The following is a 23,031-nucleotide window of genomic DNA, read 5'->3' as shown; positions in this document are numbered from 1 at the left end:
CCGCGGCATCCATGCCGCGGACACCCCTGCCACCGGACCCACCCCGCCTTCGGCAGTTCTCCGCGATCTGCCGGCAAAGCCATTGGGGTCAGATCCGTTTTCCCCAGGAAAACGGATCTGACCCCATTTTGTTTGTCGAGTTCTGACAGTTTTCATCCACGCATGGCGTGGATTGATCTGGCCCCCCGTCACCGGGAAACTGTCGGGGGTGGGGCGGTGTGGGCTTGCAGGACCGTTGGCGCCATGGATGGCGCCATCGAGCCCCCAAGGACGGGTTTACGGCGTGTCCTGCAAGCCCACACCGCCCCGCCCAATAAGCAGACAGCCCAGAGCCGGCTGTTGCCTTTGACGTTGCACTGGCTTGCAGCAGGTGCAGGGCGCAGCCCTGCCGAACCCCTACCCCTCCCTCCGGGGTAAACTAACCGGATGGCTTCCCGTCCCGCGCACGACCTGCTCCAACGCGTCTTTGGTTACGACGATTTCCGTGGTCCGCAGCAGGACATCGTGGAGCATGTGGCTGCCGGTCACGATGCCCTGGTGCTGATGCCCACCGGCGGCGGCAAATCGCTGTGCTACCAGGTCCCGGCCCTGCTGCGTGACGGTTGCGGCATCGTCATCTCGCCGCTGATCGCGCTGATGCAGGACCAGGTCGAAGCCCTGCGCCAGCTCGGCGTGCGCGCCGAGTACCTGAATTCCACCCTGGATGCCGAGACTGCCGGCCGCGTCGAGCGCGAACTGCTCGCCGGTGAGCTGGACATGCTCTATGTCGCTCCCGAGCGGCTGCTGACCGGTCGCTTCCTGTCGCTGCTGTCGCGCAGCCAGATCGCCCTGTTCGCCATCGACGAAGCACACTGCGTGTCGCAGTGGGGCCACGACTTCCGCCCGGAATACCGCCAGCTGACCGTGCTGCACGAGCGCTGGCCGCAGATCCCGAGGATCGCGCTGACCGCCACCGCCGATCCGCCAACCCAGCGCGAGATCGCCGAGCGCCTTGATCTGCAGGAAGCACGCCACTTCGTCAGCTCCTTCGACCGCCCCAACATCCGCTACACCGTGGTGCAGAAGGACAACGCCCGCAAGCAGCTGACCGACTTCCTGCGCAGCCACCGTGGCGAGGCCGGCATCGTCTACTGCATGTCGCGGCGCAAGGTCGAGGAGACCGCTGAATTCCTCTGCGGCCAGGGCTTCAACGCCCTGCCCTACCACGCCGGCCTGCCGCCGGACGTGCGCGCGAACAACCAGCGCCGCTTCCTGCGCGAGGACGGCATCGTGATGTGCGCCACCATCGCCTTCGGCATGGGCATCGACAAGCCGGACGTGCGCTTTGTCGCGCATACCGACCTGCCCAAGTCGATGGAAGGCTACTACCAGGAAACCGGCCGCGCCGGTCGCGATGGCGAGGCCGCCGAGGCCTGGCTGTGCTACGGCCTGGGCGACGTGGTGCTGCTCAAGCAGATGATCGAGCAGTCCGAGGCCGGCGAAGAGCGCAAGCAGCTGGAGCGGGCCAAGCTCGACCATCTGCTGGGCTACTGCGAATCCATGCAGTGCCGCCGCCAGGTGCTGCTGGCCGGTTTCGGCGAGACCTACCCCCAGCCCTGCGGCAACTGCGACAACTGCCTGACACCGCCGGCCTCGTGGGACGCGACCATTCCGGCACAGAAGGCGCTGAGCTGCGTCTACCGCAGCGGCCAGCGCTTCGGCGTCGGCCACCTGATCGACATCCTGCGTGGCAGCGAGAACGAGAAGGTGAAGCAGCAGGGCCACGACAAGCTCAGCACCTATGCGATCGGTCGCGATCTGGATGCGCGCACCTGGCGCAGCGTGTTCCGCCAACTGGTCGCCGCCAGCCTGCTGGAAGTGGACAGCGAGGGCCACGGCGGCCTGCGCCTGACCGACGCCAGCCGCGACGTACTGACCGGCCGCCGACAGATCAGCATGCGCCGCGACCCGGCCAGCAGCACCAGCGGGCGCGAGCGCAGTGCGCAGCGTACCGGGCTGTCGGTACTGCCGCAGGATCTGGCGCTGTTCAACGCCCTGCGCGGCCTGCGTGCCGAACTGGCCCGCGAACAGAACGTGCCGGCGTTCGTGATCTTCCACGACAGCACCCTGCGCAACATCGCCGAACAGCGCCCGACCAGCCTGGATGCACTGGCACGGGTCGGCGGCATCGGCGGCACCAAGCTGAGCCGTTACGGCCCGCGCCTGGTCGAGATCGTGCGCGAAGAGGGCTGACGGTATCGCGTTGCCGCGCTGCGCGGCCGCCGGGCATGGTCCCAACGGCGCGCGGGCGCCCCTGTAGAGCCGAGCCCACGCTCGGCTGCCCCTGCGCGAACAGCAGCCGAGCGCGGGCCCGGCTCCACCTTGGTGCAGCTCCAACCTTGAACCGGCCATTCAGCCGGAAGTGCATCCGCGCCCGCTTGCGGCTAGATTAGCGCCATGTCCCTGGCTTCGACCCTGCTTCGTGTCGTGCTCATGCTCAGCCTGTTGCTCAACGGGCTGAACGCGGCCATGGCCAGCGGTCATGAAGAAATGGGGCGGATGGCACACGCCGTCGCGGCCGCCGCAGCTGGCGGTGACGCCGACTGCCACCACGCCGGCATGCAGGCCGACCCGGCCCCGCAGGCCAAGGCCCCCGCCCACGACGCCCACTGCCAGATCAAGGACTGCGTGCGCAGCTGTGCCCAGCACCCGTTGCTGGTGGTGCAGCCGTTGCCGTTCATGGCCGGCCCGGCGTTGTCGCTGGCACCACAGCCGATGCCGGCCACCGGCCGTCCGGCGCCGCCGCTGCCGCCGATCTCACGCCCTCCCATCGGCTGATTCCACATGCACCGTGCGCCCTGCGCACCGTAGCCGGCCACCTGCCGGCGTCTTTACGTGTCTGGAGTCACCACCATGAATACCCGCATTCCCCCCGGTCCGGGCGCCGTGCCCATGCCGTCGCGCCGCCTGTTCGTGCAGGGCCTGGCCGCCGGCGGCGTGGTTGCCGGCATCGCCGCCGTCGGCGTACCACAGCGCGCGCTCGCCGCCGCCACGGCCACCCCGCGCCTGGCCGGCGCCCCAGCCGTGCTCAGCGACACCCGCATCGAACTGGCCATCGGCGAATCACTGGCCAACTTCACCGGCCGCACCCGCCCGGCGATCACCGTCAATGGATCGCTGCCGGCGCCGATCCTGCGCTGGCGCGAAGGCCAGACCGTGGACCTGTTCGTGCGCAACACGCTGGAACGCCACCCGACCTCGATCCACTGGCACGGCATCCTGCTGCCGGCCAACATGGACGGCGTGCCCGGCCTGAGCTTCAACGGCATCGGCCCCGGCGAGACCTACCACTACCACTTCCAGCTGAAGCAGTCGGGTACCTACTGGTACCACAGCCACTCGATGTTCCAGGAGCAGGCCGGCCTGTACGGCGCGCTGATCATCGATCCGGCCGAACCGGCGCCGTACAGGCACGACCGCGAGCACGTGATCATGCTGTCCGACTGGACCGACATGGATCCGGGTGCGCTGTTCCGGCGCATGAAGAAGCTCGCCGAGCATGACAACTACTACAAGCGCACCCTGCCTGACTTCCTGCGTGACGTGAAGCGCGGGGGCTGGTCAGCCGCGCTGTCCGACCGTGGCATGTGGGGGCGGATGCGGATGACGCCGACCGACATCTCCGACATCAACGCCCACACCTACACCTACCTGATGAACGGCACCGCCCCGGCCGGCAACTGGACCGGGCTGTTCCGCAGCGGCGAGAAGGTGCTGCTGCGTTTCATCAATGGCGCCTCGATGACCTACTTCGATGTGCGCATTCCCGGCCTGAAGATGACCGTGGTCGCCGCCGATGGCCAGTACATCCATCCGGTCAGCATCGATGAGTTCCGCATCGCTCCCGCCGAAACCTACGATGTGCTGGTCGAGCCCACCGGCCAGGACGCGTTTACCATCTTCTGCCAGGACATGGGCCGCACCGGCTTCGCCGCCGGCACGCTGGCGGTGCGCCATGGCCTGCAGGCGCCGATTCCCGAGCGCGACCCACGCCCGTTGCTGACGATGAGCGACATGGGCCACGACATGGGCAGTGGTGGCCACGGCGGCCACGACATGGCCGCGATGAAGGGCATGGAGGGCGGCTGCGGCGCCAGCATGGGCCACGGTGCGCATGGCGGCGGTGATGCCGCCAGCAAGGCGCCAAAGCACCCGCCCAGCGAGCGCAACAACCCGCTGGTGGACATGCAGAGCTCGGCGACCGAACCGAAGCTGGACGACCCCGGCATCGGCCTGCGCGACAACGGCCGCCAGGTGCTGACCTATGGCGCGATGCGCAGCCTGTTCGAGGACCCCGATGGCCGCGAGCCCAGCCGTGAGATCGAACTGCACCTGACCGGGCACATGGAGAAATTCTCCTGGTCGTTCGATGGCATTCCGTTCGCCAGCGCCGAACCGCTGCGGCTGAACTACGGCGAGCGCATGCGCATCGTGCTGGTCAACGACACCATGATGCAGCACCCGATCCACCTGCATGGCGTGTGGAGCGATCTGGAGAACGCGCAGGAGGAATTCCAGGTGCGCAAGCACACCATCGACATGCCGCCCGGCACCCGCCGCAGCTACCGCGTGCGCGCCGATGCGCTCGGCCGCTGGGCCTACCACTGCCATCTGCTGTACCACATGGAAGCGGGCATGATGCGCGAAGTGAGGATCGAAGAATGAGCCGCTCACTGCTTTCCTCCAGCCTGCTGGCCCTGGGCCTGGCCGCCGCATTGCCGGTGTTCGCGCAGTCGCACGCCGGGCATGACATGGCCGCGATGGATCCGCCCGCAAAGACCGCCAACGCGCCGGTCGAACAGGCCGATCATTCGAAGATGGACCATTCGAAGATGGATTCGGGCGCCACAGATCATGCCGGCATGGATCACCCGAAGATGGACCATGGCGCGATGCAACCGGCGGCGATGGACCATTCGCAGATGGACCACGGGGCAATGGGCCATGCCACGCCCGCGCCCACCGAACCGCGCGCCCGCATCCCGGTGCCGACCGATGCCGATCGTGCCGCCGCATTCCCACCGATCGCGCACGGTGCGATGGAGCATGCGCCGGAGATCAACAGCCTGCTGCTGATCGACCGCCTCGAACATTGGGACGGCAAGAGCAGCAATGGCCAGGCCTGGGAGGCCACCGGCTGGATCGGTGGCAACATCAACCGCCTGTGGCTGCGCACCGATGGCGAACGCAGCCGCGGCCGCACCGAGTCATCGTCGCTGGAAGCACTGTATGGCCGCAGCGTGTCGCCGTGGTGGGACGTGCTGGTCGGCGTGCGCCAGGACTTCCGCCCGGCCGACTCGCGCACGTGGGCGGCCATCGGCATCCAGGGGCTGGCACCGTACAAGTTCGAGAGCTCGGCCACGCTGTATATGGGTTCCGGCGGCCAGGTGCTGGCCAAGGCCGAGGTCGAGTACGACGTGCTGCTGACCAACCGCCTGATCCTGCAGCCGCTGCTGGAAGCCACCGTCGCTGCCAGGGATGAACCGGAGTACGGCATTGGTCGCGGACTGAACAAGGTCGAAGCCGGGCTGCGCCTGCGCTATGAGTTCAGCCGCCGCTTTGCGCCATACATTGGCATCAGCCACGAGCGCACGTTTGGCGACACCGCCGACTACGCCGGCGACCACGCGCGCGACACACGCTGGGTGGCCGGCGTGCGCATGTGGTTCTGAGCAGCGGCTCGTGCGCAATGGCCAGCCCCGGCAGCCGCCGGGGCCGGCTACACTGCGCCACGTTCCAGTGCAGGCACCGCCATGTCGTTGCAGATCCGCCGCGCCACCCTTGCCGATGTCGACGCCCTGTCGGCGATCGCCATCACCACCTACACCGAAACCTGGGGCGACTCGTACCCCGCGCAGGAGCTGCATGATTTCCTGCAGGCGCACTACAGCAGCGAACCGCAGCGCACTGAACTGTCCGACCCACGCAGTGCCATCTGGCTGCTGATGGACGGCGACGCCGTGGTCGGCTACCTGGCCGCCGGTGCCAACACCCTGCCGCATGCCGATGCACGCGAGGGCGACATCGAACTGAAGCGGTTCTACATCCTGGCCGCACACCAGAACGGCGGCCATGGTGCACGCCTGATGGACGCGTTCATGGCCTGGCTGGACCAGCCGCGGCGCCGCACCCTGTGGGTGGGCGTATGGGAAGAAAACTTCGGCGCGCAGCGCTTCTACGCGCGCTATGGCTGCAGCAAGGTCGGCGAGTACGACTTCATCGTCGGTGATACCCACGACCGCGAGTTCATCCTGCGGCGGCCGTGATCATGCAGCCCATGTAGCGTCGAGCCATGCTTGGCCAGGGGCCGCAATATCCAGTCGAGCATGGCTCGACGCTACAAACTAGAAATCGAACAGTTCCGACAGGAAGCTGTCCTTCTTCTTTTTCTTGTAGCCCTGGCCCCGGTTGTCCTCGTAGCGCTGGCCGAGGTGGCGGGTATCACGGTGCATCACCGGTGGCGGCGACGCCGGCTGAGCCAGCACGGGCGCTGCCGGCGGTACGGCCGCACCGGCGCCTGCGCGCTCGATGATCTTGTCCAGCTCACCACGATCCAGCCACACGCCGCGGCAACTTGGGCAGTAATCGATCTCGATGCCGTGGCGTTCGGCCATCTGCAGCGTCTGGGTCTTGCACACGGGGCACAGCATCGGTATTGCTCCTGTCGGTCTGGTTTCGACTGTACCTGCACCGCGATGACTGTGCGGCAACGCGTGACCGATGGCACAGGGACTTCCGGCGCGTGCCCACATGCGTACCGCGCGGCACACTGCGCCCTTGTTCCGCAGGGAATGCGTACATGACCGTGTTGTCCCGCCTGCCCACCACCGCGCGCCTGTTGCTGGTGCTGCTGGGTGTCGGCCTTGGCCTGAACCTGCGGGATATCGCCGCGGCCATCGGCACACCGGTTCCCGCACTGCCCATCCCCTATGGCGGTAGCCTGTTGGACAACGCGCTGGCGGTACTGGTGGCACTGCTGCTGGCCGCGCTGCTGCGGCCCCGTGACATGGGCCTGATGGCCAGCTTGGGACTGCGCGGAAACGGCTGGGGCGGCCCGTTGTGGGTGCTGCTGGCCAGCCTGCCCTGCTGGCTGGGACTGGCGCTGCTCGGAACTCCGAACACGGCGCTGACTGGGCTGGATGCCACGATGCTGGCCGCGCTGTTCCCGCTGGCCGAGGAAGTGCTGTTCCGTGGCCTCGGCTTCGTGCTGCTGGTGAAGATCGTGCGCGGTCCGTGGCCGTTGCTCGCGCTGCCGCAGGCACTGCTGTTCGGCATGGTGCACTGGCTCGGCTTCGGCGGGTTCGACGGCGGCGGCATCGCACTGTTCATTGGCGCGGTGATCGCGCTGGGCGGCTTCATCTTCGCCTGGCTCGACCACCTCGACGGCGACACCCTGTGGTGCGGCCTGGTCCTGCATGTTTCGATGAACCTTGCCTGGAATGTGTTCAGCCTCGATGACGCCATCGCATTGGGTTGGCAGGCCACCTGCCTGCGCATCGGCACCGCCCTGCTCGCGGTGGCGGTGCTGGCCTGGCACGTGCGGTTCAGGCGCCAGAGAGGGCTGTAACGCCCGCTTAGCTTGCCGTGCACGTCGGGATCACTACCGGCTTGCGCATACTTGCGCGCCTTTTCACCGTTGCTGTCCGGAGTTGTCGCGTCATGTTGCTGTCCAAGCGCCACGTTGAACCCCGCGTCCTGCTCATCGAGGACGCCGAGGAAACCCGCGAGCTGAGCCGACTGGCGCTGGAAAGCCAGGCCTGCCACGTAGTGGGCGTGAGCTCTGCCGAAGCGGCGCTGGGCCTGCTGGCGGCCGGTGAGCGTTTCGACCTGCTGTTCACCGACGTCAATCTGGGTGCGATCAGTGGCATTGAAGCCGCCAACCGGGTCCGCAGCCTGTATCCCCAGCTGCCGATCCTGGTGACGTCGGGCATGGACCAGCACCAGGTGCTGCCGCAGCTGCGCGACGGCATCCATTTCCTGCCCAAACCCTACAACATGAGCGAGCTGCTCGACGCCATCCGGCTGTGCTTCCGGCACGCCGATGTGGGCGTATTGACCGGGCCGGACGCACAGGCGGCCTGAGGCACTCATCAACCGCTGCTGTACGGCCCGGTACCCGGGAACACCTTCAGCAGCGCGCGGGTGATCATGTCCGGGTAGACGGTGAAATGGTCCTCGCCGTCGATCACCATGTTCTCCACCTTCAATGATCGCCCGCTGCTGCGCAGCTGCTCGGCGAACTCGGCGTTGTGGCGCAGCATGTCGTTGCGGGTGAAATAGCGCGGCTCCGGCTTGACCGTTTCGAAGCTGCCGATCGACAGCACCACCGTGGTCGGCTGCGCAGGCGCCTTGGCTTCGGCCAGCATGCGCGGCACCCGATGGTTGTCGAACCACAGCGACGGGCTGGACAGGATGTAGCTGCGGAACATGTCCGGGCGCGTGGTCAGCACGTAGGCGCCGAACAGGCCGCCATAGGAATGACCGGCATAGGCTCGCCGCGCCGGATCGGTGCGGTAGCGCGCATCGATCAGCGGCAGTACGCGCTCGGCGAGGAAGTCGCGGTAATGCGCGGCGCCGCCGTAGCTGACGTCGTCGCTATAGTCACGCGGATCGGTGCGCGCCGGATCGCTCGGCGTGTAATCCCGCGAGCGGCTCTGCCTGGAGGTCAGGCCTTCCTGCGGCGGCAGCCCGACCAGGATGAAATCCTCGATGTTGACGCCCTTCTGCCCGACCAGGTTGCGCACGCTGCGCACCAGCGGGAAGCTGTACAGCGCATCGGTCACGTACAGCACCGGATAGTGCTTTTCCGGATGTGCGGCGTAGTCGGCCGGCAACGCCACCCAGATCGGGTAATCGCGTCCCACCGGGTCGTGCACGCGCAGCGCCTCGGTATCCGGCAGCACCACGCCCTGCGCGGCGGTGGCCGCGCTTTCCTTCGCTTCATCCAGAGTTGCCGGTGGCGCCACCGACATCGCACAGCCCCCCATGGCCAGGCAGGCCGCCACACTCCATCCACGCACACGCTGCATCCACACTCTCCCGTTGCGGGCGACGTACCCGGGTGGCGTCGCTACCGCATCCTCACACGTCGCGCGGCGCCGCGCCACGCGCGGTCAGGGCGAGGCCGGCGGCGGCGCCGGGAACAGTGTGCGCAGCGCCTGCAATGCGGCCGGGTGGTAGACGGTCGCGTGGGTTTCCTCCGGCAGCGGCAGGTACTTCACCAGCGGCGACGGCGAGGCCTGCTGCAGCAGCGCGGCCAGTCGTGCCGTGGAGGCGGCCAGTTCCGGTTGCCCGCTGCTGGCCAGGAACACGTGCGGCTGTGCACGCGTCACCGCCGGCAGCTGCCGGGATGCTCCGGCCAGCATCGCACCACGGTTCCACCACAGGCTGGGGTCCAGCGCGATATAGCTGTTGAACAGCGTCGGCTCCTGCAGCAGCGTCTCGACCACGAACAGGCCAGCCAGCGACTCACCGATCAGCGCACGCTCGTCTGTGGTCGGGTAGCGCTGGCGTACCTGCGGCATCAGTTCATCGCGCAGGAAGCTGCGGTAGGCCGCCGAGCCACCGATGCGTGGCGCGATCTTCTGGTCCTGCGGGTCGCTGCTGGGGCCGGTCATGTCGCGGCGGCGCTCGGTATTCTCGATGCCGACCAGCAGGAACGGACGCATGCTGCCATTGCCGGCCAGCACCTGCACCAGCCCTGCCACATGCAGGAAATCCTCGCCGATGCCGCCATCGGCCATGTACAGCACCGGCAGCGGCGCCTTCGGATCCAGGCCCCAGGGCTGCGGACGATAGACATTGATGCGGCGGGTCTCGCCCAGTGCCTTCGACTGCACGGTGAAGGTCTCGCCGATCACCAGTGGTGCGGCCGCAGCGGTCGATGCCGGCGGTGCTGCCGGCACGGTGGGAACAGCTGCGAGGCCCGGCCCTGCGGCGGCCAGCAGGATCAGGGCGGAGAGAGCGACGACGCGCATGCGAACTTCCATTTTCGAGAGGACGGCCAGCATAACTGCGCCGGCGCCCTCAACGGCGATCCAGTTCGATCACGGCCTGGCAGGCACGGAGCTGGTCGTCGGCATCGCGTCCGATTCGAACAAGCGCTGCCGCAACCTCTGCTCGTAACTGGGCGCCCGCATCACGTTCGCCGGTGCGGGCGGCGGCTTCGGACAGACGGCCGGTATGGCACGCGGCGAGGTCGTCGCGCAGGCGGAGAGTGCCAGCGCGCAGGGCAGCCACCACATCGGCATCCACCTCGGCCGCGCGCTCACGATCCTGTTCATGTTGTTCCCCCAGTGAGGCCATCGCCTCGCTCCGTTCTTCCTGATCCCGGCGCAACCGCCGTTCGGACTGCACCGCGCCGGCCTGTTGCTCCACATCGGCACGCGCCATCGCGAGGTCGCTGCGATCACCGCGCCAACGCCAGCCAGTCATGAACATCAGCAACGACCACAGCAGCAGCGACGCCATCACCACCAGCATGCGCGGCATGGGTCACTGCTCCGCCAGGCAACGCGCGTGGCGCTGCTGCTGGCGCTCCCACACTCCCCAGCACACGGTGTTGGGGCGGCCGTCGATGCGGGTTGAACAGTCGTAGCCCCCTGCCCGCCTCCACAGCAGCAAGGCATCGCAGGCCTGGTGATACTCACCCTGCAGCAGATGCCGGCGCATCGACGACGCGCGCCAGTTGCCGATGCCGTACTGGTAGAGGAAATCGACATAGACGTCGTACTCGCCCTGGCTGAGCGCCACACCGGGCAGCGACGCGCGGAACTGCCCTTCCTCCCTGGCCAGATGAGCCTGCACGGCATGCAGCGCGCGTACCGGCGTGGTGCGGTCGCCCAGCCTCACCGGCGTGCCATCCTCGCGAACGGTCGAGCCGAAGCCATAGGTGGGCCGGTCATTGCGCGTGGGCACCACTGCGGCGTCGGTGTATCCCTCGCGGTCAACGATGGCGATCAGGCCCGCAGCACTCAGCGCAAGCGCGGCGACCAGGCTGCGTACCGGCAATGTACTGCCGGGCCGGCTCATTCGCGCTCCCTGCGGCGCCATTCGCGCAGCCAGCGCCAGCCCAGATAGGCAATCTGCGCCGCCAGGTAGATGATGGTGAGGACCACGACCAGGCGGTCCAGGGTGATGCCGGCTGCAAGCGCACCGGCGACGGTAACCGGCGGCGCCGACTTGATGGCCGCCGCGCCGGCCGTGCTGATGATTTCTTCTTTCATGATGGGTCCTGGAGGGAATGCAGGCCGCGTCGCATCGACGTGGCCCGAAGAGGTGCCCGCCCCGCTGCCGGCTCGGCACGAGGGTTGTTCCGGTCGGGAGGCGGGCGGAAGATCGGTTCCGCCGCTCATGCGGCCTGGGCGATGCCCTCCATCCAGCCACGTACGCGCTGGAAGCCAAGTTCGACCAGGTTGAGGTAATGCCGGTTGGATACCGGCCGCTGCCCGCTGTTGGCCAGCAGCAGATTCGCCGTTTCGAATCGTTCGACCTTGCGTCGGCCACGCCCGCAGTAGTAGCCGCGCAGCGCACAGGCCATCGCCACGTTGTCACGCGCGACCGCCGTGATGATGTCTTCGATCTGCTGCGCCAGCTGATCGGTTTCCAGAGGCTTGTAGCCCTGGGCCCGCCCCGGCATGTCACCACGATGCTCGATCAGCACCGCCAGCAGGTTGCGCGACTGGAAGCCGAGGTATTCGCAGTCGCGATGCAGCGCATATTCGCCGCCCCAGTGCTCCAGGCGGCTGCGGACATACTCACCGAACGTATCAAGCTGCATGGGTGGCTTCTCCTTTGACGGGCGACGGGGCCGGACCGAACACATCCGGGCGCAGGGATTCGCGGCGCACGGCGCCCGCAGTGGCCAGCTCGATGCGCCGGCACAGGCGCGCGCCGGGCAGCTTGTGGCCGCGGGCGATCATGTAGAGGGTCCGCAGCGCGCAACCGGTCTGGTGGGCCAGGCGGCGCATGACGGGACAGCTGGGGGTGCCGTAGCCCCCTTGGGAGATGGCGTAGTCGATGAGGTTCATGGGCCACACATTACTGCCACGGTAATGGATAGTCAATACCGTTTTGGTCATTTGCTGGATTGGTAATGCAGCGCACCATCTACAGATGGACGCCAGTACCGCTCGCACCCTCAACATGCGCCTCCGCGTGGCCGCCGCCGGCGGCCCGGCCGAGTGGGCCCGCCTGTACGGTGGCACCCGCTGGGCCCAGCCCCAGGTCAGCCAGTGGATTTCCGAGAGCAACCCGAAGAGCATCGGCCATCGGCTTGCGCGCGATCTTGAATCAGTGATGCAGCTTCCACATGGAACGCTGGATCGCGTCGATCAGGACGGAGACGTGTCGCTTCAGTCTCAATCTACGGGACTGGATTTCGAGAAAATGAGCGCTGCGGTCAAGGTGCTTTCGCACTACCTGGAGCTGGTCGGCGATCCACCGGAATGGATCTACGATCCCGTGCTGCTGGAGACCGCATTCATGGTCGTGGACGAGTTCGGTCAGCCCTCTGCACCGGACAATGTGCTCGACCTGACGAAGCTTCTGGCAAGACGGATCAGGGAGGCAAAGGATGACTCACACGCGACTCGAGGAGCTCGCACAGCGGTTGGCCGCTAGGACCCAGGAACTGCGCGGCGAGCGCACCCCGGCGCCGGCATTGCGGGTGGTGGCGGGAGACGCACATGTGGTCCGCGGGGAGAGGCGCATGGACGCGATCATGCGCGAGTGGCATTGCCGCATGATCCGCAACGTACGCCGACGCTGGGGCGAACCCATGCAGCATGTGATCGATCAGGCATGTTGCGGTGTGGTCAACATCGAGCAGCTCGCCGACGACGCACTGATCCAGTTGCACAAGGACATGGAGCGCGCGGAGGAGTGTATCCGCGAGGGCATTTCCTTCCACGACGCCGGGCTGTTGCGCGCGCATTACGGCTGACAGCGTCCCTGGCCGGCCGGAAACGGCCGGTTCTGATGAGATCAATTACCTGAAATTACCTTTATTGTTACCTTAAAGGTAATTTTTTTAAGGTGAGCGACGTGGGGGCAGCAGCGATGGAAGCAGGTGCGCGGAGCGCCGCTTCCTCGCACCCGCTGCCAGCGGGCGCCGGGGAGTCGATAGCACCTGCAACACCGCATCGTTGCAGCGGCACTTCCCCCATTGCGGAAGTGCTTTGAAGGAAGCAACAAAAAAGGCGCCCCTTGGGCGCCTTGATCGTCAATGCAATGGTGGGCCGTGAAGGATTCGAACCTTCGACCAAAAGATTAAAAGTCTTCTGCTCTACCGACTGAGCTAACGGCCCGATGCATCGCCCGGCCTTTCGGCGGGGTCCGCATTCTACCCTACTTTGCCGGGTCGCGCGAAGTACAGGGGTGTTGCGTGTCCCGGCCAGCGGCCGGCACTACCCGGTCGGGTCAGCCCGCGCTTAAACCTTCCGGGCCTTCCACGCATCCCATCCATGTTCACCACCCGGAGCCACGGATGCGCCTCACCTGCTGTCTGATCGCCATCCTGCTGTTGCCCTGCACAGCAGTGGCCTCGACGTCCCAGGTCGTCACTGACGACATCGCCCGCTTCTGGGCCACCTATGACGCGGTGCGCGCCGAGCCTGATGCCGAACGCCGCGTGGTGCTGGTCCAGCAACGCTACATCGATCCCGGCAGCCCCGGACTGCATGCACTGATGCAGGTCCGCAACTACACGGCCCGCGAATACGCCGAGGCCATGCAGTCATGGCCACGCTTCTGGACTTCGGTACGGCCGTTGACTGCGAACGCGCAGCAGGCCAGCGCCACGCTGGACCGGGACCTGGACGCGTTCCGCGCGCTCTACCCTGCACTGCGTCCGGCCACCATCACCTACGCGATGGGCGTGCTGCGTACCGGCGGCACCACGTTGGGCGACAAGGTGTTGATCGGGGCGGAGATGGCGCTGGGCGATGAGCGCGTGGACGTAAGCGAGCTGCCCGAGCCGATGCGCGGCCGCCTGCGGATCTTCTACGACAGCCGCCCCGGTGCGAACAACGCGCAGAACAACCTGCACGAGTACGTGCATACCCAGCAGCGCGAGACCACTGGCAGCCTGGCCCAGTACGCAGTACGCGAAGGCGTGGCCGAATACGTGGCAGAGCGCATCAGCGGTCGCCGTCCGGCACTGCCGCTGTACGCCTATGGGCCCGCGCACGAGGCACAAATCCGCACGCGCTTCCTTGCCGAGATGCACGGTGACAGCCTGGACAACTGGCTGTACAACAGCGCGCGCAATCCGTTCGGGGTGAGTGATCTGGGCTACTACGCCGGATACCGCATCGCGCAGGAGTACATGCGCCAACAGACCGACGAGGGGGCCGCCATCGCGCGGATGATCGAACTGGACTACGCCGATCCGGACGCGGTGCGCGGCTTCATCGAGGCATCGGGATGGTTGCAGGCCCGGTAGGTCAAGGAGTGCGAACCAACGGTTCGCACCCACCGAGAGGGGCGGCTTGCACACACCAAGAAGGGGCGGTTCGCACCTGCAGTGAAGCCGGCCAGCGGCCGGCTCTACCAGACGCGGTCAGGCGTACAGCGTGGGGTCGGGCACGCCGGCCTCGGCAAAGCCCTGCGCGCGCAGGCGGCAGGCATCGCAATGACCGCAGGCGGCGCCGTGAGCGTCGGCGTTGTAGCAGGACACGGTCAGGCCGAAGTCCACGCCCAGGCGCACGCCTTCGCTGACGATCTGGCCCTTGCTGAGGAACTGCAGCGGTGCGTGCACCTTGATGCCCGCACCTTCCACGCCCGACTTGGTGGCCAGGTTGGCCAGCGCCTGGAACGCCGCCACGAACTCGGGGCGGCAGTCCGGGTAGCCGGAGTAATCCACGGCGTTGACGCCGCAGAAGATGTCGTTGGCGCCAAGCACTTCGGCCCAGCCCAGGGCCAGCGACAGCATGATGGTGTTGCGCGCCGGCACATAGGTGACCGGAATGCCGGCACCGCCGGCCTCCGGCACGTCGATGTCGTCGGTCAGTGCCGAGCCGCCGATGCTGCGCAGGTCCACGTCCACGGTCTTGTGCGCGACCACGCCCTGGGCCTTGGCCACGCGGGCGGCAGCGTCCAGTTCGGAGGTATGGCGCTGGCCATAGCGCACGCTCAGGGCATGCACGGCGAAGCCCTGTTCCTGGGCCATGGCGATGACGGCGGCTGAATCCATGCCGCCGGAGAGAAGCACGACTGCCTTCTTCATGGGAAAAACATCCGGTTGGGAGGGGAAAGCCAGCACGCTGTCCCGCGCCGGAGTTACATCAGGGGACGCTGCGCCGGCTCATCGGCCCGGCTCGTCGTTCCACAGGATTTTATGCAACTGCATCTGGAAGCGCACCGGCAGCCGGTCTTCGACAATCCAGTCGGCCAGCTGCCGCGCGGTGATCTCGCCCTTGCTGGGCGAGAAGAACACGGTGCAGCGCTGCACCAGGCCGTGCTCGGCGACCATCGCCTTGGCCCAGTCGTAGTCCTCGCGGTTGCAGATGACGAACTTGATCTGGTCGCGGGCGGTCAGCAGCGGCAGGTTTTCCAGGCGGTTGCGGGCGGCTTCGGCCGAACCCGGCGTCTTGATGTCGACGACGCGCGACACCCGCGGGTCCACCGCGCTGACGTCCAGCGCACCGGAAGTTTCCAGCGAGACGTCCATGCCGGCATCGCACAGCTTTTCCAACAGCACCAGGCAGCGCTTCTGCGCCAACGGCTCGCCACCGGTCACGCAGACGTGGCGCACGCCCTGGGCCAGCACCTCGGCCACGATGTCGTCGATATCCCACCAGGTGCCGCCGTGGAAGGCATAGGCGGTGTCGCAGTACTGGCAACGCAGCGGGCAGCCGGTCAGGCGCACGAACACGGTTGGCCAGCCGGCGGTATCGGCTTCGCCCTGCAGCGAGGTGAAGATCTCGGTGATCTTCAGGCGTGGCAGGGGCGACTGCACGATCTCACTGGGCGTGGCGGCGGCGCTGGACGGAGTAACGGCGGTCATGGCGGGTACTTCTTGGTGGGACACGTGGCGGGTGGGCTACCGTGGCCGGTAACGAACGCAGCCGAGCATGGCTCGGCTCTACGAAAACAACCGGGCAGACAGGGCCCGGCGCTGCCGGATCCGGGCGGGTTTGCCGAACCGGAAACGAAAGCAGCCGAGCGTGGGCTCGGCTCTACAGGGCACCTATTGTACGCCGGGTCAGCGGATCTGCTTGCCGAGGCGGATGGACTGCAGACGGTCCTGCGCGGTGCGCGCGGCGTCCGAGCCGGGGTACTGCGCCACGACGGCCTCCAGCGTCTGCTGGGCCTGGTCGACCTTGCCCTCGCCATACTGCGAGAGGCCGACCTTGAGCAGGCCGCCGGCGGCCTTGTCGTGGGTCGGATAGCGCGAGAGCAGTTCGCGGAACTGGGCCTCGGCCATCGGGAAGTTGCGGGTGGCGTAGTAGCTCTCGCCCAGCCAGTACAGCGCGTTCGGTGCGTAGACGCCGTTCGGGTACAGCTGCAGGAAGCTCAGGAACAACTGCGCCGAATCATCGTACTTGCCGGCCTTCAGCGAATCGAAGGCGACGTTGTAGGAGGTGCGCTCGTCGCCGGTGGCGGCAAGACTGCCGGCATCACCGTGGACGGAAGGCGGCCGCTCGGAAGTGGCCGCCGCTGCGGGTTTTGCCGGGGCCGGTGCGGCCTTCGGCGCGCTCGCCGGAACGGGCGGCAGGGCCGGGGCGGCATTGCCCCCTTCCAACCGGTTCAGGCGGCTGTCCAGATCCAGGTACTGGTCCTGGGCGGACTGCTTGAGCTGGGCGTTGTCGTGCTGCAACTGCTCGATCGAGGCCTGCAGGCTGGTGACCTGCTGCCGCAGCTGATTGATCTGGTTCAACAGGTCCTGGTTGGCGCTGTTGTTGTACATCTGCTGCTCGAGCGCGCCGACACGGTCGGCCAGGCTCTGTCGCTGTGCATGCGCCGGTGCGGCAGCCACGAGGGCTGCCGCAACGACCAGCATCAGTTTGATGCCAATGCGCATGGATTACTGCGCGGTGTAGACGATTTCGACGCGACGGTTCTGCGACCAGCAGGACTCGTTCGACTCGGTGCAGACCGGACGCTCTTCACCGTAGGACACGACGGTCAGCTGCGAAGCCGAGCCACCGTTGGCCTGCAGGGCCGAGTTGACGCCGTTGCCACGACGCTCACCCAGGGCCTGGTTGTACGCGCGCGAACCGCGTTCGTCGGTGTGGCCCTGCAGGGTGATGCGCGAGGACGGACGGTCACGCAGGTACTTGGCGTGGCAAGCCATGATGGCCTGGAATTCCGGCTTCACGTCTTCCTTGTCCAGGTCGAAGTAGACAACGCGCTGGCGCAGGCAAGCGTCGGTGTCCAGGTCGCCCGGGCCGTACAGGCCGGAGGTCGACGGACCGGTCGGGGTGGTGGTGGAGGTGCCGGTGTCGACCGGGGTTGCCGGCTCTTCCTTCACCTTCTTCGAGCAACCGGCCAGGACGGCCACAGACAGCAGGGAAACAAGCAGAACGCGGGTGGACTTGTTCATGGCGATACCTTTGTGGCTCCTAGGCCGATGAGGGGTTCAAGACAGCGAAAATATTAACACTCTTTTAGCGCTGGGTACGGTATGGGGACCATGCCGGTTCGCGCACATCTCCGTCAGCCAGAACCAACCGCTGGCGCACGCGCGCATCGGCGGAAACGGCGTACAGCACACCACGACCACCCTCGCGGGCGGCGTACAACACCATGCTTGCGTTGGGCGCAAAGCTCGGAGATTCATCCAGCGAACCCGGGGACAGCGTGCTCCAGCGGGGCGAACCCAGCGAGCTGTCCATCATCGCGATCTTGTAGCTGTTGCCCGAGCCCTGCGCAACGGCGATCTTCTTGCCGTCGTAGGACACCGAGGGCTTGGCATTGTAGTTGCCCTGGAAGGTCACGCGCTCGGCACTGCCGCCACCGGCGCCGACCTTGTAGACCTGCGGGCGGCCGCCGCGGTCGGAGGTGAAGTACACCGCGCTGCCATCCGGCGCCCAGGTCGGCTCGGTGTCGATGGCGAAGTGGTTGGTCAGCTGGGTCAGCTGCTTGCTGCCCAGGTCCATCACGTAGATTTCCGGGTTGCCCGAACGCGACAGGGTCAGGGCCAGCTTGCGGCCATCGGGTGAGAACGCCGGGGCGCTGTTGATGCCGCGGAAGCTGGTGACCAGTTCGCGCGCACCGGTGCCGATGTTCTGGATGTAGATCGCCGAATTGCCACGCTCGAAGCTGACGTAGGCCAGCTTGCTGCCATCCGGGCTCCACGACGGCGACAGCAGCGGCTCGGCCGAACGCACGATGGTCTGCGGGTTGTAGCCGTCGGAGTCGGCCACCATCAGCGCATAGCGCATGGCATCGCCCTTGCCGCTGGCGGTCACGTAGGCGATGCGGGTCCAGAAGGCGCCGCGCACGCCGGTGATCTTCTCGTAGATGGCGTCGGCCATCTGGTGGGCGACGTCGCGCATGGCGTTGCCACGGGCGGTCATCGCCAGGCCCAGCAGGCGCTCGCCCTTCGGCACGTCGAACAGTTCGTACTCGACGCGGTAGGCACCGGCACCGGCATCGAGCACGCGGCCGACCACGATGTAGTTCTGCTTCAGCGCGCGCCAGGTGGCGAACTGGATGTCACCGCCACGCACGGGCTTCTCGACGATCTGCGCTTCCGGCAGCGTGCGGAACTGGCCCGAACGCTCCAGGTCGGCGCGGACCACGCCGGCGACGTCGGTCTGCGGAGCGGCCGACGAACCCTGGTAGGGCATCGGCACGATGGTGATCGGCAGGGCGGAGGCATTGCCGCCGATGATGTCGATATCCAGCCCCTTCTGCTGCGCGACGGCAGCAAAGGGCAGCAACAGGGCCGCAAACACGGCAAGCCAGCGAGGCATCTTTTTCATGGAGCGCTCAATAGGGGGAAACCGGAACGAGGGATAACAAAGCAGGAGTGAACCGCTTCGCAATCATGAACCAAGGGTACGTGAATTCCGGGTCAGTTCCAGCCCGTCCTCTCACGCACCGTTAACGTCGTGGCTAACATCGCACCTGCCTGCCCCGGTCACGCCGCCCCTCGGGGCGGTGTTCGACAGCAGCCTGCAGCCTGCCCGGCCGAAACCGAGCACGCCAGAGGCAAGCGCGACATCCGTGGGCAGGAGTGGCCCGAGGCCACCCCTGCCCTGCCCGCCTCAGCGATCCTGGGCGGTAAAGGTGAAGTTGAGCGTACGCGCGAACACCGACTCGAAGCCGCGGTACGGCAACGGCTGCGCATTGAGCACCGCGGCCTCGATCGAACGCTTGCCGGCCTCGTCATAGGGGCAGTTCGGGCTGACCTTGGCCTGCATCACCGTGCCGCCCGGAATCTGGGTGATGGTGATCTGGCAACGCTGGCCCAGCGGCACCGTATCCGGGCGCACCCACTGCGACAGCACCTTGGCCTGGATCGCTGCGGCGTACTTGGCTGAAAGATCGTCGCTGTTGCCACCACCACCGGCCGCCGGCTGGGAAGCGCCGCTGGAGCCGGCAGCGGCACTGCCTGCGGCATTGCGCGCGGCGGCGACCTCGCGCAGCTTCCGCTCGGCCAGCTTGGCTTCCTTCTCGGCCTGCTCGCGGCGGGCACGGATCTCGGCGATCTTCTTCTGCTTCTCGGCCTCGGCCTTGTCAGCCGCGACGCGCTCCTGCTCGGCCTGCTTCTTCTTCTCGTCCGCTTCCTGCTGCTTGGCCAGGCGCAGCTTCTGCTCCGCTTCTTCCTGGCGCTTGCGTTCGGTCAGGTCGATCTGCTCCTGGCGGCGCTTGGCTTCCTGTTCCTGCTTGGCCTTCTCCTGCGAGATGGCCAGTGCGCTCACCGCTTCCTGGTCCTTGGTGTCCGGCTGCGCAACACGCTCCTGCGCCTGTTGCTGCTGGGGCGTGGGCGCGTCCTGCGGGCGCGGCTCGGGAATCGGCTGCGGCGGCGGAATGGTGTCTTCCGGCACCGGGATCGGCTCGGCGACCGGCGGCGGCAGGTCCTCCAGCTTCTCTGACTGGCGCAGCGCCTGGCGTGCGGCGGACGCCTCGGAGGCGGACAGCGCCAGGCTGGCCTCGACCGAGGGGTCGCCAGCGGCGGCATCGGTGTTGCGCTGGGGCGACCACAGCCAGGCCACGATGAAGACCAGCGCGACCAGCAGGTGCACCAGCAAAGCCAGCGCCAGGGGCAGACCCCAGCCGGGTTCGCGCTGATGCGGGGGTGGCAGGGCGTCAGCGTGCATCGGTGGCCAGGCCTACCTTGTCTACCTTGGCGCGCTTGATCACGTCCATCGCGGCAATGACCTTCTCATAGGCCACGGCGCGGTCGGCGGCGACGATCACGCGCACGCCCTTGTCCTGGGCGGCGATGCCGGCCAGGCGGCCTTCCAGTTCCTCGGCCGACACGGCGGCCGGCTCCTTGGCGTCGGGCAGCTTCAGGCTGAGCTGGCCGTCCTGGCGCACCGAGACGATCACCGGGTCCTGCTTGCTCTCCAGCGCCTTGGCGTTGGACTGCGGCAGGTCGACGTCGAAGCTCAGGGTGAGCAGCGGTGCGGTGACCATGAAGATGATCAGCAGCACCAGCATGACGTCGATGTAGGGAACGACGTTGATTTCCGATTTCAGCTTGCGGCGCTTGCGGCGACCGATGGCAGCGGACATGGCTTGGACTCCCGGGTCAGGCGCTTACTCGTCGCCAGCGCTCTGGCGCTGCAGGATGGAGCTGAACTCTTCGGCGAAGGTCTCGAACCGCACCGACATGCGCTCCACGCGGGTGGTGAAGCGGTTGTAGGCCCACACCGCCGGGATCGCCACGAACAGGCCGATGGCGGTGGCGAACAGTGCCTCGGAGATGCCCGGCGCGACGGCGGCGATACCGGCCTGGGCACCGCTGCTGATCATGTCGTGCATGGTCACCATGATGCCGAACACGGTACCGACCAGGCCCACGTACGGGGCAGTCGAGCCGATGTTGGCCAGCAGCTCCAGGTTGCGCTCGAGCTGGTCCACTTCACGGGTGTAGGTGGTGCGCATGGCGCGCTGCGCGCCTTCAAGCTGCGCACGGCCATCCAGCCGGCGCTTGTCGCGCAGGCGGGTGTACTCGCGGAAACCGGCTTCGAAGATGGCTTCCAGGCCGGTCACGCTGCGGCTGCGGTCGGTGGCTGCGCTGTACAGCTTGCCCAGGTCGGCGCCGGACCAGAAGCGGTTCTCGAACTCGTCGGCTTCGCGGGTGGCCTGCTTGAACACGCGGGCCTTGCGGAAAATGATCACCCAGCTGACGAACGAGCCGACCAGCAGCAGCAGCACGATGATCTTCACCGGCAGGCTGGCCTTGGCCATCAGTTCGAGGTAGTTGATGCCGCCGCCGGTGGTGGCCTGGGCAAGGGTCTGTGTCGCGGCGTTGCTGACGTCGGCCGGCAGTGCCTCGGTGACCGTGGCCTGCAGGGCCAGGAGCGTTGCGATCATCCGTTGTTCCTCAATGTTCGGATTCGGGGTGGAGGTGGGGTTGCAGCACGGCAAGGACGGCATCGTCCATGCCACGCGGGCGGAAACTGGCCGCTTCCAGTGCGGCGATGCGGACCTGCGCGGACAGCAGCAGCTCGCCGTCGCGCAGGATCTGCTGGTCGAAGACCATGCTGGCCTTCTTCAGCTGGACCAGGCGGGCAGTCACCTGCAGGGTGTCATCCAGCCGTGCCGGCCTGATGAAATCCATCTGCATCGAGCGCACCGCGAAGACCATCCCGTGCTCGGCGCGCATGCGCTCCTGGCCGTAGCCGAGCGCACGCATCCATTCGGTCCGGGCCCGTTCCATGAAGGCCACGTAGCGGGCGTGGTAGACCACGCCACCTGCGTCGGTATCTTCCCAGTAAATGCGTGTCGGCCAACTGAATCGGGGCTCAACCGACATCGGGAACCTCCGCGAACAGGTCCTGCGGCGGGTTCTTCGGCTTCAGGCCCATGTGCCGGTAAGCCTTGTGGGTGGCCATGCGGCCGCGCGCGGTACGCACCAGGAAGCCCTGCTGGATCAGGTACGGCTCGACCACGTCTTCCAGCGTGCCGCGCTCTTCGGACAGCGCCGCGGCCAGCGATTCGATGCCGACCGGGCCGCCGTCGAAGTAGTCGACCAGGGTCTTGAGCAGGCGCCGGTCGAGCTCGTCGAAGCCCTCCGGATCGACCTTGAGCATCTTCATCGCGGCCTGTGCCACGGCCTCGTCGATGTGGCCGCCGGCCTTCACCTGCGCGTAGTCGCGCACGCGGCGCAGCAGCCGGTTGGCGATGCGCGGGGTGCCACGCGCGCGCCGCGCGATCTCGCCGGCGCCGTCGGCGGTGCAGTCGATGCCGAGGATGGTGGCCGAGCGGCGCACGATCCGGGTCAGCTCCTCGACGCTGTAGAACTCCAGGCGCTGGACGATGCCGAAGCGGTCGCGCAGCGGCGCGGTCAGCAGGCCGGCGCGGGTGGTGGCGCCGATCAGGGTGAACGGCGGCAGGTCGATCTTGATCGAGCGGGCCGCCGGGCCCTCGCCGATCATGATGTCGATCTGGAAGTCTTCCATCGCCGGGTACAGCACTTCCTCGACCACCGGCGACAGGCGGTGGATCTCATCCACGAACAGCACGTCATGCGGCTGCAGGTTGGTCAGCAGCGCAGCGAGGTCGCCGGCCTTCTCGATCACCGGGCCGGAGGTCACGCGCAGGGCCACGCCCAGTTCGTTGGCGATGACGTGGCTGAGGGTGGTCTTGCCCAGGCCGGGCGGGCCGAAGATCAGCACGTGGTCCAGCGCATCGCCACGCGCCTTGGCCGCTTCGATGTAGATCTCCAGCTGCTCGCGCACCGGGGCCTGGCCGAGGTAGTCGGCCAAGCGCCTGGGGCGGATGCTGGCGTCGGCGGCGTCATCCTCGCGGGTGGCGCCGGCGCCGATGATGCGGTCGTCGGTCATGTGCTGATTATGCGGCAAAAGCGTATGG

General features: G+C 67.2%; 28 protein-coding genes and 1 tRNA gene. 10 read left to right on the top strand and 19 right to left on the bottom strand.

What is annotated here, in order from left to right; all coding sequences use genetic code 11:
* Nucleotides 1–426: 426 nt before the first annotated feature.
* The 5 genes from recQ (at nt 427) to AC5P56_RS04630 (ending at nt 6,305) form a co-directional block, all read left to right on the top strand.
* Nucleotides 427–2,232, top strand: coding sequence for a DNA helicase RecQ (recQ, locus tag AC5P56_RS04650; protein WP_032958973.1), 1,806 nt, complete (start codon nt 427–429; stop codon nt 2,230–2,232).
* A gap of 204 nt (nt 2,233–2,436) precedes the next feature.
* Entirely contained in the window at nt 2,437–2,817 is a 381-nt protein-coding gene (locus tag AC5P56_RS04645) for a CopL family metal-binding regulatory protein (RefSeq protein WP_014648107.1), read from the top strand.
* A 75-nt stretch (nt 2,818–2,892) separates the two neighbouring features.
* Entirely contained in the window at nt 2,893–4,704 is a 1,812-nt protein-coding gene (locus tag AC5P56_RS04640; RefSeq protein WP_134809202.1) for a copper resistance system multicopper oxidase, read from the top strand.
* Nucleotides 4,701–5,711 (top strand): copper resistance protein B, encoded by a 1,011-nt coding sequence (locus AC5P56_RS04635; RefSeq protein ID WP_495231477.1) that lies wholly within the window; start codon nt 4,701–4,703, stop codon nt 5,709–5,711. Before AC5P56_RS04640 ends, AC5P56_RS04635 begins: the two co-directional genes overlap by 4 nt.
* A gap of 81 nt (nt 5,712–5,792) precedes the next feature.
* Nucleotides 5,793–6,305 (top strand): GNAT family N-acetyltransferase, encoded by a 513-nt coding sequence (locus tag AC5P56_RS04630; RefSeq protein WP_111206107.1) that lies wholly within the window; start codon nt 5,793–5,795, stop codon nt 6,303–6,305.
* Between the two features lie 78 nt (nt 6,306–6,383).
* Here AC5P56_RS04630 and AC5P56_RS04625 read toward each other — a convergent pair whose 3' ends face one another.
* The gene (locus tag AC5P56_RS04625; protein WP_111206108.1) at nt 6,384–6,689 is read right to left on the bottom strand and encodes a TFIIB-type zinc ribbon-containing protein; all 306 of its coding nucleotides are present in this window, start codon (nt 6,687–6,689) and stop codon (nt 6,384–6,386) included.
* A 149-nt stretch (nt 6,690–6,838) separates the two neighbouring features.
* On the opposite strand from AC5P56_RS04625, the gene AC5P56_RS04620 reads away from it, so the two are divergent.
* Nucleotides 6,839–7,606, top strand: a complete 768-nt coding sequence (locus AC5P56_RS04620) for a CPBP family glutamic-type intramembrane protease (protein ID WP_262224798.1) — start codon at nt 6,839–6,841, stop codon at nt 7,604–7,606.
* A gap of 92 nt (nt 7,607–7,698) precedes the next feature.
* A complete protein-coding gene (locus AC5P56_RS04615; RefSeq protein ID WP_014648113.1) occupies nt 7,699–8,121 on the top strand; it encodes a response regulator in 423 nt (140 codons plus the stop codon).
* Nucleotides 8,122–8,129: 8 nt separating this feature from the next.
* Here AC5P56_RS04615 and AC5P56_RS04610 read toward each other — a convergent pair whose 3' ends face one another.
* The 7 genes from AC5P56_RS04610 to AC5P56_RS04580 form a co-directional block, all read right to left on the bottom strand.
* Nucleotides 8,130–9,068, bottom strand: a complete 939-nt coding sequence (locus tag AC5P56_RS04610) for an alpha/beta hydrolase (protein WP_049440328.1) — start codon at nt 9,066–9,068, stop codon at nt 8,130–8,132.
* 84 nt (nt 9,069–9,152) lie between these two features.
* Nucleotides 9,153–10,016 (bottom strand): alpha/beta hydrolase, encoded by an 864-nt coding sequence (locus AC5P56_RS04605; RefSeq protein WP_049440330.1) that lies wholly within the window; start codon nt 10,014–10,016, stop codon nt 9,153–9,155.
* Nucleotides 10,017–10,065: 49 nt separating this feature from the next.
* Complete coding sequence (locus AC5P56_RS04600) at nt 10,066–10,530, bottom strand: lysis system spanin subunit (RefSeq protein ID WP_014648116.1); 465 nt, start codon at nt 10,528–10,530, stop codon at nt 10,066–10,068.
* A gap of 3 nt (nt 10,531–10,533) precedes the next feature.
* The gene (locus tag AC5P56_RS04595; RefSeq protein WP_014648117.1) at nt 10,534–11,070 is read right to left on the bottom strand and encodes a glycoside hydrolase family protein; all 537 of its coding nucleotides are present in this window, start codon (nt 11,068–11,070) and stop codon (nt 10,534–10,536) included.
* The gene (locus AC5P56_RS04590; protein WP_014038210.1) at nt 11,067–11,264 is read right to left on the bottom strand and encodes a hypothetical protein; all 198 of its coding nucleotides are present in this window, start codon (nt 11,262–11,264) and stop codon (nt 11,067–11,069) included. Before AC5P56_RS04590 ends, AC5P56_RS04595 begins: the two co-directional genes overlap by 4 nt.
* A 125-nt stretch (nt 11,265–11,389) precedes the next feature.
* On the bottom strand, nt 11,390–11,818 hold the full coding sequence (locus tag AC5P56_RS04585; protein WP_014038211.1) for a hypothetical protein: 429 nt from the start codon (nt 11,816–11,818) through the stop codon (nt 11,390–11,392).
* Nucleotides 11,808–12,068: a helix-turn-helix domain-containing protein gene (locus AC5P56_RS04580; RefSeq protein WP_032958958.1), complete on the bottom strand. Its 261-nt coding sequence runs from the start codon at nt 12,066–12,068 to the stop codon at nt 11,808–11,810. Before AC5P56_RS04580 ends, AC5P56_RS04585 begins: the two co-directional genes overlap by 11 nt.
* An 85-nt stretch (nt 12,069–12,153) precedes the next feature.
* On the opposite strand from AC5P56_RS04580, the gene AC5P56_RS04575 reads away from it, so the two are divergent.
* On the top strand, nt 12,154–12,660 hold the full coding sequence (locus AC5P56_RS04575) for a hypothetical protein (RefSeq protein ID WP_041863715.1): 507 nt from the start codon (nt 12,154–12,156) through the stop codon (nt 12,658–12,660).
* Between the two features lie 88 nt (nt 12,661–12,748).
* Nucleotides 12,749–12,982, top strand: coding sequence for a hypothetical protein (locus tag AC5P56_RS04570; protein WP_032958956.1), 234 nt, complete (start codon nt 12,749–12,751; stop codon nt 12,980–12,982).
* Between the two features lie 288 nt (nt 12,983–13,270).
* Here AC5P56_RS04570 and AC5P56_RS04565 read toward each other — a convergent pair.
* Nucleotides 13,271–13,346, bottom strand: a tRNA-Lys gene (locus tag AC5P56_RS04565).
* A 179-nt stretch (nt 13,347–13,525) separates the two neighbouring features.
* Here AC5P56_RS04565 and AC5P56_RS04560 point away from each other — a divergent pair.
* Nucleotides 13,526–14,482, top strand: coding sequence for a DUF2268 domain-containing putative Zn-dependent protease (locus AC5P56_RS04560; RefSeq protein WP_049440334.1), 957 nt, complete (start codon nt 13,526–13,528; stop codon nt 14,480–14,482).
* A gap of 117 nt (nt 14,483–14,599) precedes the next feature.
* On the opposite strand, the gene queC is transcribed toward AC5P56_RS04560, so the two are convergent.
* From queC to ruvB, 10 genes are all read right to left on the bottom strand, one after another.
* Nucleotides 14,600–15,265, bottom strand: coding sequence for a 7-cyano-7-deazaguanine synthase QueC (gene queC / locus AC5P56_RS04555; protein ID WP_032958954.1), 666 nt, complete (start codon nt 15,263–15,265; stop codon nt 14,600–14,602).
* Nucleotides 15,266–15,343: 78 nt separating this feature from the next.
* A complete protein-coding gene (gene queE / locus AC5P56_RS04550) occupies nt 15,344–16,045 on the bottom strand; it encodes a 7-carboxy-7-deazaguanine synthase QueE (protein WP_046432157.1) in 702 nt (233 codons plus the stop codon).
* A gap of 198 nt (nt 16,046–16,243) precedes the next feature.
* Nucleotides 16,244–17,062 (bottom strand): tol-pal system protein YbgF, encoded by an 819-nt coding sequence (gene ybgF, locus AC5P56_RS04545; RefSeq protein WP_111206112.1) that lies wholly within the window; start codon nt 17,060–17,062, stop codon nt 16,244–16,246.
* A 3-nt stretch (nt 17,063–17,065) separates the two neighbouring features.
* A complete protein-coding gene (gene pal / locus AC5P56_RS04540) occupies nt 17,066–17,584 on the bottom strand; it encodes a peptidoglycan-associated lipoprotein Pal (protein ID WP_014648158.1) in 519 nt (172 codons plus the stop codon).
* A 64-nt stretch (nt 17,585–17,648) separates the two neighbouring features.
* Nucleotides 17,649–18,968 (bottom strand): Tol-Pal system beta propeller repeat protein TolB, encoded by a 1,320-nt coding sequence (gene tolB / locus AC5P56_RS04535; protein ID WP_014038220.1) that lies wholly within the window; start codon nt 18,966–18,968, stop codon nt 17,649–17,651.
* A gap of 285 nt (nt 18,969–19,253) precedes the next feature.
* Complete coding sequence (gene tolA, locus AC5P56_RS04530) at nt 19,254–20,309, bottom strand: cell envelope integrity protein TolA (RefSeq protein WP_014648159.1); 1,056 nt, start codon at nt 20,307–20,309, stop codon at nt 19,254–19,256.
* A complete protein-coding gene (gene tolR / locus AC5P56_RS04525; protein ID WP_006438804.1) occupies nt 20,299–20,727 on the bottom strand; it encodes a protein TolR in 429 nt (142 codons plus the stop codon). Before tolR ends, tolA begins: the two co-directional genes overlap by 11 nt.
* A gap of 24 nt (nt 20,728–20,751) precedes the next feature.
* Nucleotides 20,752–21,531: a protein TolQ gene (gene tolQ / locus AC5P56_RS04520; protein WP_005410752.1), complete on the bottom strand. Its 780-nt coding sequence runs from the start codon at nt 21,529–21,531 to the stop codon at nt 20,752–20,754.
* A gap of 10 nt (nt 21,532–21,541) precedes the next feature.
* A complete protein-coding gene (gene ybgC / locus AC5P56_RS04515) occupies nt 21,542–21,973 on the bottom strand; it encodes a tol-pal system-associated acyl-CoA thioesterase (protein WP_014648160.1) in 432 nt (143 codons plus the stop codon).
* Nucleotides 21,963–23,003 (bottom strand): Holliday junction branch migration DNA helicase RuvB, encoded by a 1,041-nt coding sequence (ruvB, locus tag AC5P56_RS04510; RefSeq protein WP_014648161.1) that lies wholly within the window; start codon nt 23,001–23,003, stop codon nt 21,963–21,965. The genes ybgC and ruvB overlap by 11 nt, the downstream gene beginning before the upstream one ends.
* Nucleotides 23,004–23,031 lie beyond the last annotated feature (28 nt).

The organism is Stenotrophomonas sp. YJH_SMC_131 (assembly GCF_059367975.1).
This window is presented reverse-complemented; position numbering and strand designations above follow the sequence as displayed.

What these genes read in the sequence shown, in the direction of transcription:
- recQ (WP_032958973.1), top strand. Translation starts at nt 427, where the DNA reads ATGGCTTCCCGTCCCGCGCACGACCTGCTCCAACGCGTCTTTGGTTAC.
- AC5P56_RS04645 (WP_014648107.1), top strand. Translation starts at nt 2,437, where the DNA reads ATGTCCCTGGCTTCGACCCTGCTTCGTGTCGTGCTCATGCTCAGCCTG.
- AC5P56_RS04640 (WP_134809202.1), top strand. Translation starts at nt 2,893, where the DNA reads ATGAATACCCGCATTCCCCCCGGTCCGGGCGCCGTGCCCATGCCGTCG.
- AC5P56_RS04635 (WP_495231477.1), top strand. Translation starts at nt 4,701, where the DNA reads ATGAGCCGCTCACTGCTTTCCTCCAGCCTGCTGGCCCTGGGCCTGGCC.
- AC5P56_RS04630 (WP_111206107.1), top strand. Translation starts at nt 5,793, where the DNA reads ATGTCGTTGCAGATCCGCCGCGCCACCCTTGCCGATGTCGACGCCCTG.
- AC5P56_RS04625 (WP_111206108.1), bottom strand. Translation starts at nt 6,689, where the DNA reads ATGCTGTGCCCCGTGTGCAAGACCCAGACGCTGCAGATGGCCGAACGC.
- AC5P56_RS04620 (WP_262224798.1), top strand. Translation starts at nt 6,839, where the DNA reads ATGACCGTGTTGTCCCGCCTGCCCACCACCGCGCGCCTGTTGCTGGTG.
- AC5P56_RS04615 (WP_014648113.1), top strand. Translation starts at nt 7,699, where the DNA reads ATGTTGCTGTCCAAGCGCCACGTTGAACCCCGCGTCCTGCTCATCGAG.
- AC5P56_RS04610 (WP_049440328.1), bottom strand. Translation starts at nt 9,068, where the DNA reads ATGCAGCGTGTGCGTGGATGGAGTGTGGCGGCCTGCCTGGCCATGGGG.
- AC5P56_RS04605 (WP_049440330.1), bottom strand. Translation starts at nt 10,016, where the DNA reads ATGCGCGTCGTCGCTCTCTCCGCCCTGATCCTGCTGGCCGCCGCAGGG.
- AC5P56_RS04600 (WP_014648116.1), bottom strand. Translation starts at nt 10,530, where the DNA reads ATGCCGCGCATGCTGGTGGTGATGGCGTCGCTGCTGCTGTGGTCGTTG.
- AC5P56_RS04595 (WP_014648117.1), bottom strand. Translation starts at nt 11,070, where the DNA reads ATGAGCCGGCCCGGCAGTACATTGCCGGTACGCAGCCTGGTCGCCGCG.
- AC5P56_RS04590 (WP_014038210.1), bottom strand. Translation starts at nt 11,264, where the DNA reads ATGAAAGAAGAAATCATCAGCACGGCCGGCGCGGCGGCCATCAAGTCG.
- AC5P56_RS04585 (WP_014038211.1), bottom strand. Translation starts at nt 11,818, where the DNA reads ATGCAGCTTGATACGTTCGGTGAGTATGTCCGCAGCCGCCTGGAGCAC.
- AC5P56_RS04580 (WP_032958958.1), bottom strand. Translation starts at nt 12,068, where the DNA reads ATGAACCTCATCGACTACGCCATCTCCCAAGGGGGCTACGGCACCCCC.
- AC5P56_RS04575 (WP_041863715.1), top strand. Translation starts at nt 12,154, where the DNA reads ATGGACGCCAGTACCGCTCGCACCCTCAACATGCGCCTCCGCGTGGCC.
- AC5P56_RS04570 (WP_032958956.1), top strand. Translation starts at nt 12,749, where the DNA reads ATGGACGCGATCATGCGCGAGTGGCATTGCCGCATGATCCGCAACGTA.
- AC5P56_RS04560 (WP_049440334.1), top strand. Translation starts at nt 13,526, where the DNA reads ATGCGCCTCACCTGCTGTCTGATCGCCATCCTGCTGTTGCCCTGCACA.
- queC (WP_032958954.1), bottom strand. Translation starts at nt 15,265, where the DNA reads ATGAAGAAGGCAGTCGTGCTTCTCTCCGGCGGCATGGATTCAGCCGCC.
- queE (WP_046432157.1), bottom strand. Translation starts at nt 16,045, where the DNA reads ATGACCGCCGTTACTCCGTCCAGCGCCGCCGCCACGCCCAGTGAGATC.
- ybgF (WP_111206112.1), bottom strand. Translation starts at nt 17,062, where the DNA reads ATGCGCATTGGCATCAAACTGATGCTGGTCGTTGCGGCAGCCCTCGTG.
- pal (WP_014648158.1), bottom strand. Translation starts at nt 17,584, where the DNA reads ATGAACAAGTCCACCCGCGTTCTGCTTGTTTCCCTGCTGTCTGTGGCC.
- tolB (WP_014038220.1), bottom strand. Translation starts at nt 18,968, where the DNA reads ATGAAAAAGATGCCTCGCTGGCTTGCCGTGTTTGCGGCCCTGTTGCTG.
- tolA (WP_014648159.1), bottom strand. Translation starts at nt 20,309, where the DNA reads ATGCACGCTGACGCCCTGCCACCCCCGCATCAGCGCGAACCCGGCTGG.
- tolR (WP_006438804.1), bottom strand. Translation starts at nt 20,727, where the DNA reads ATGTCCGCTGCCATCGGTCGCCGCAAGCGCCGCAAGCTGAAATCGGAA.
- tolQ (WP_005410752.1), bottom strand. Translation starts at nt 21,531, where the DNA reads ATGATCGCAACGCTCCTGGCCCTGCAGGCCACGGTCACCGAGGCACTG.
- ybgC (WP_014648160.1), bottom strand. Translation starts at nt 21,973, where the DNA reads ATGTCGGTTGAGCCCCGATTCAGTTGGCCGACACGCATTTACTGGGAA.
- ruvB (WP_014648161.1), bottom strand. Translation starts at nt 23,003, where the DNA reads ATGACCGACGACCGCATCATCGGCGCCGGCGCCACCCGCGAGGATGAC.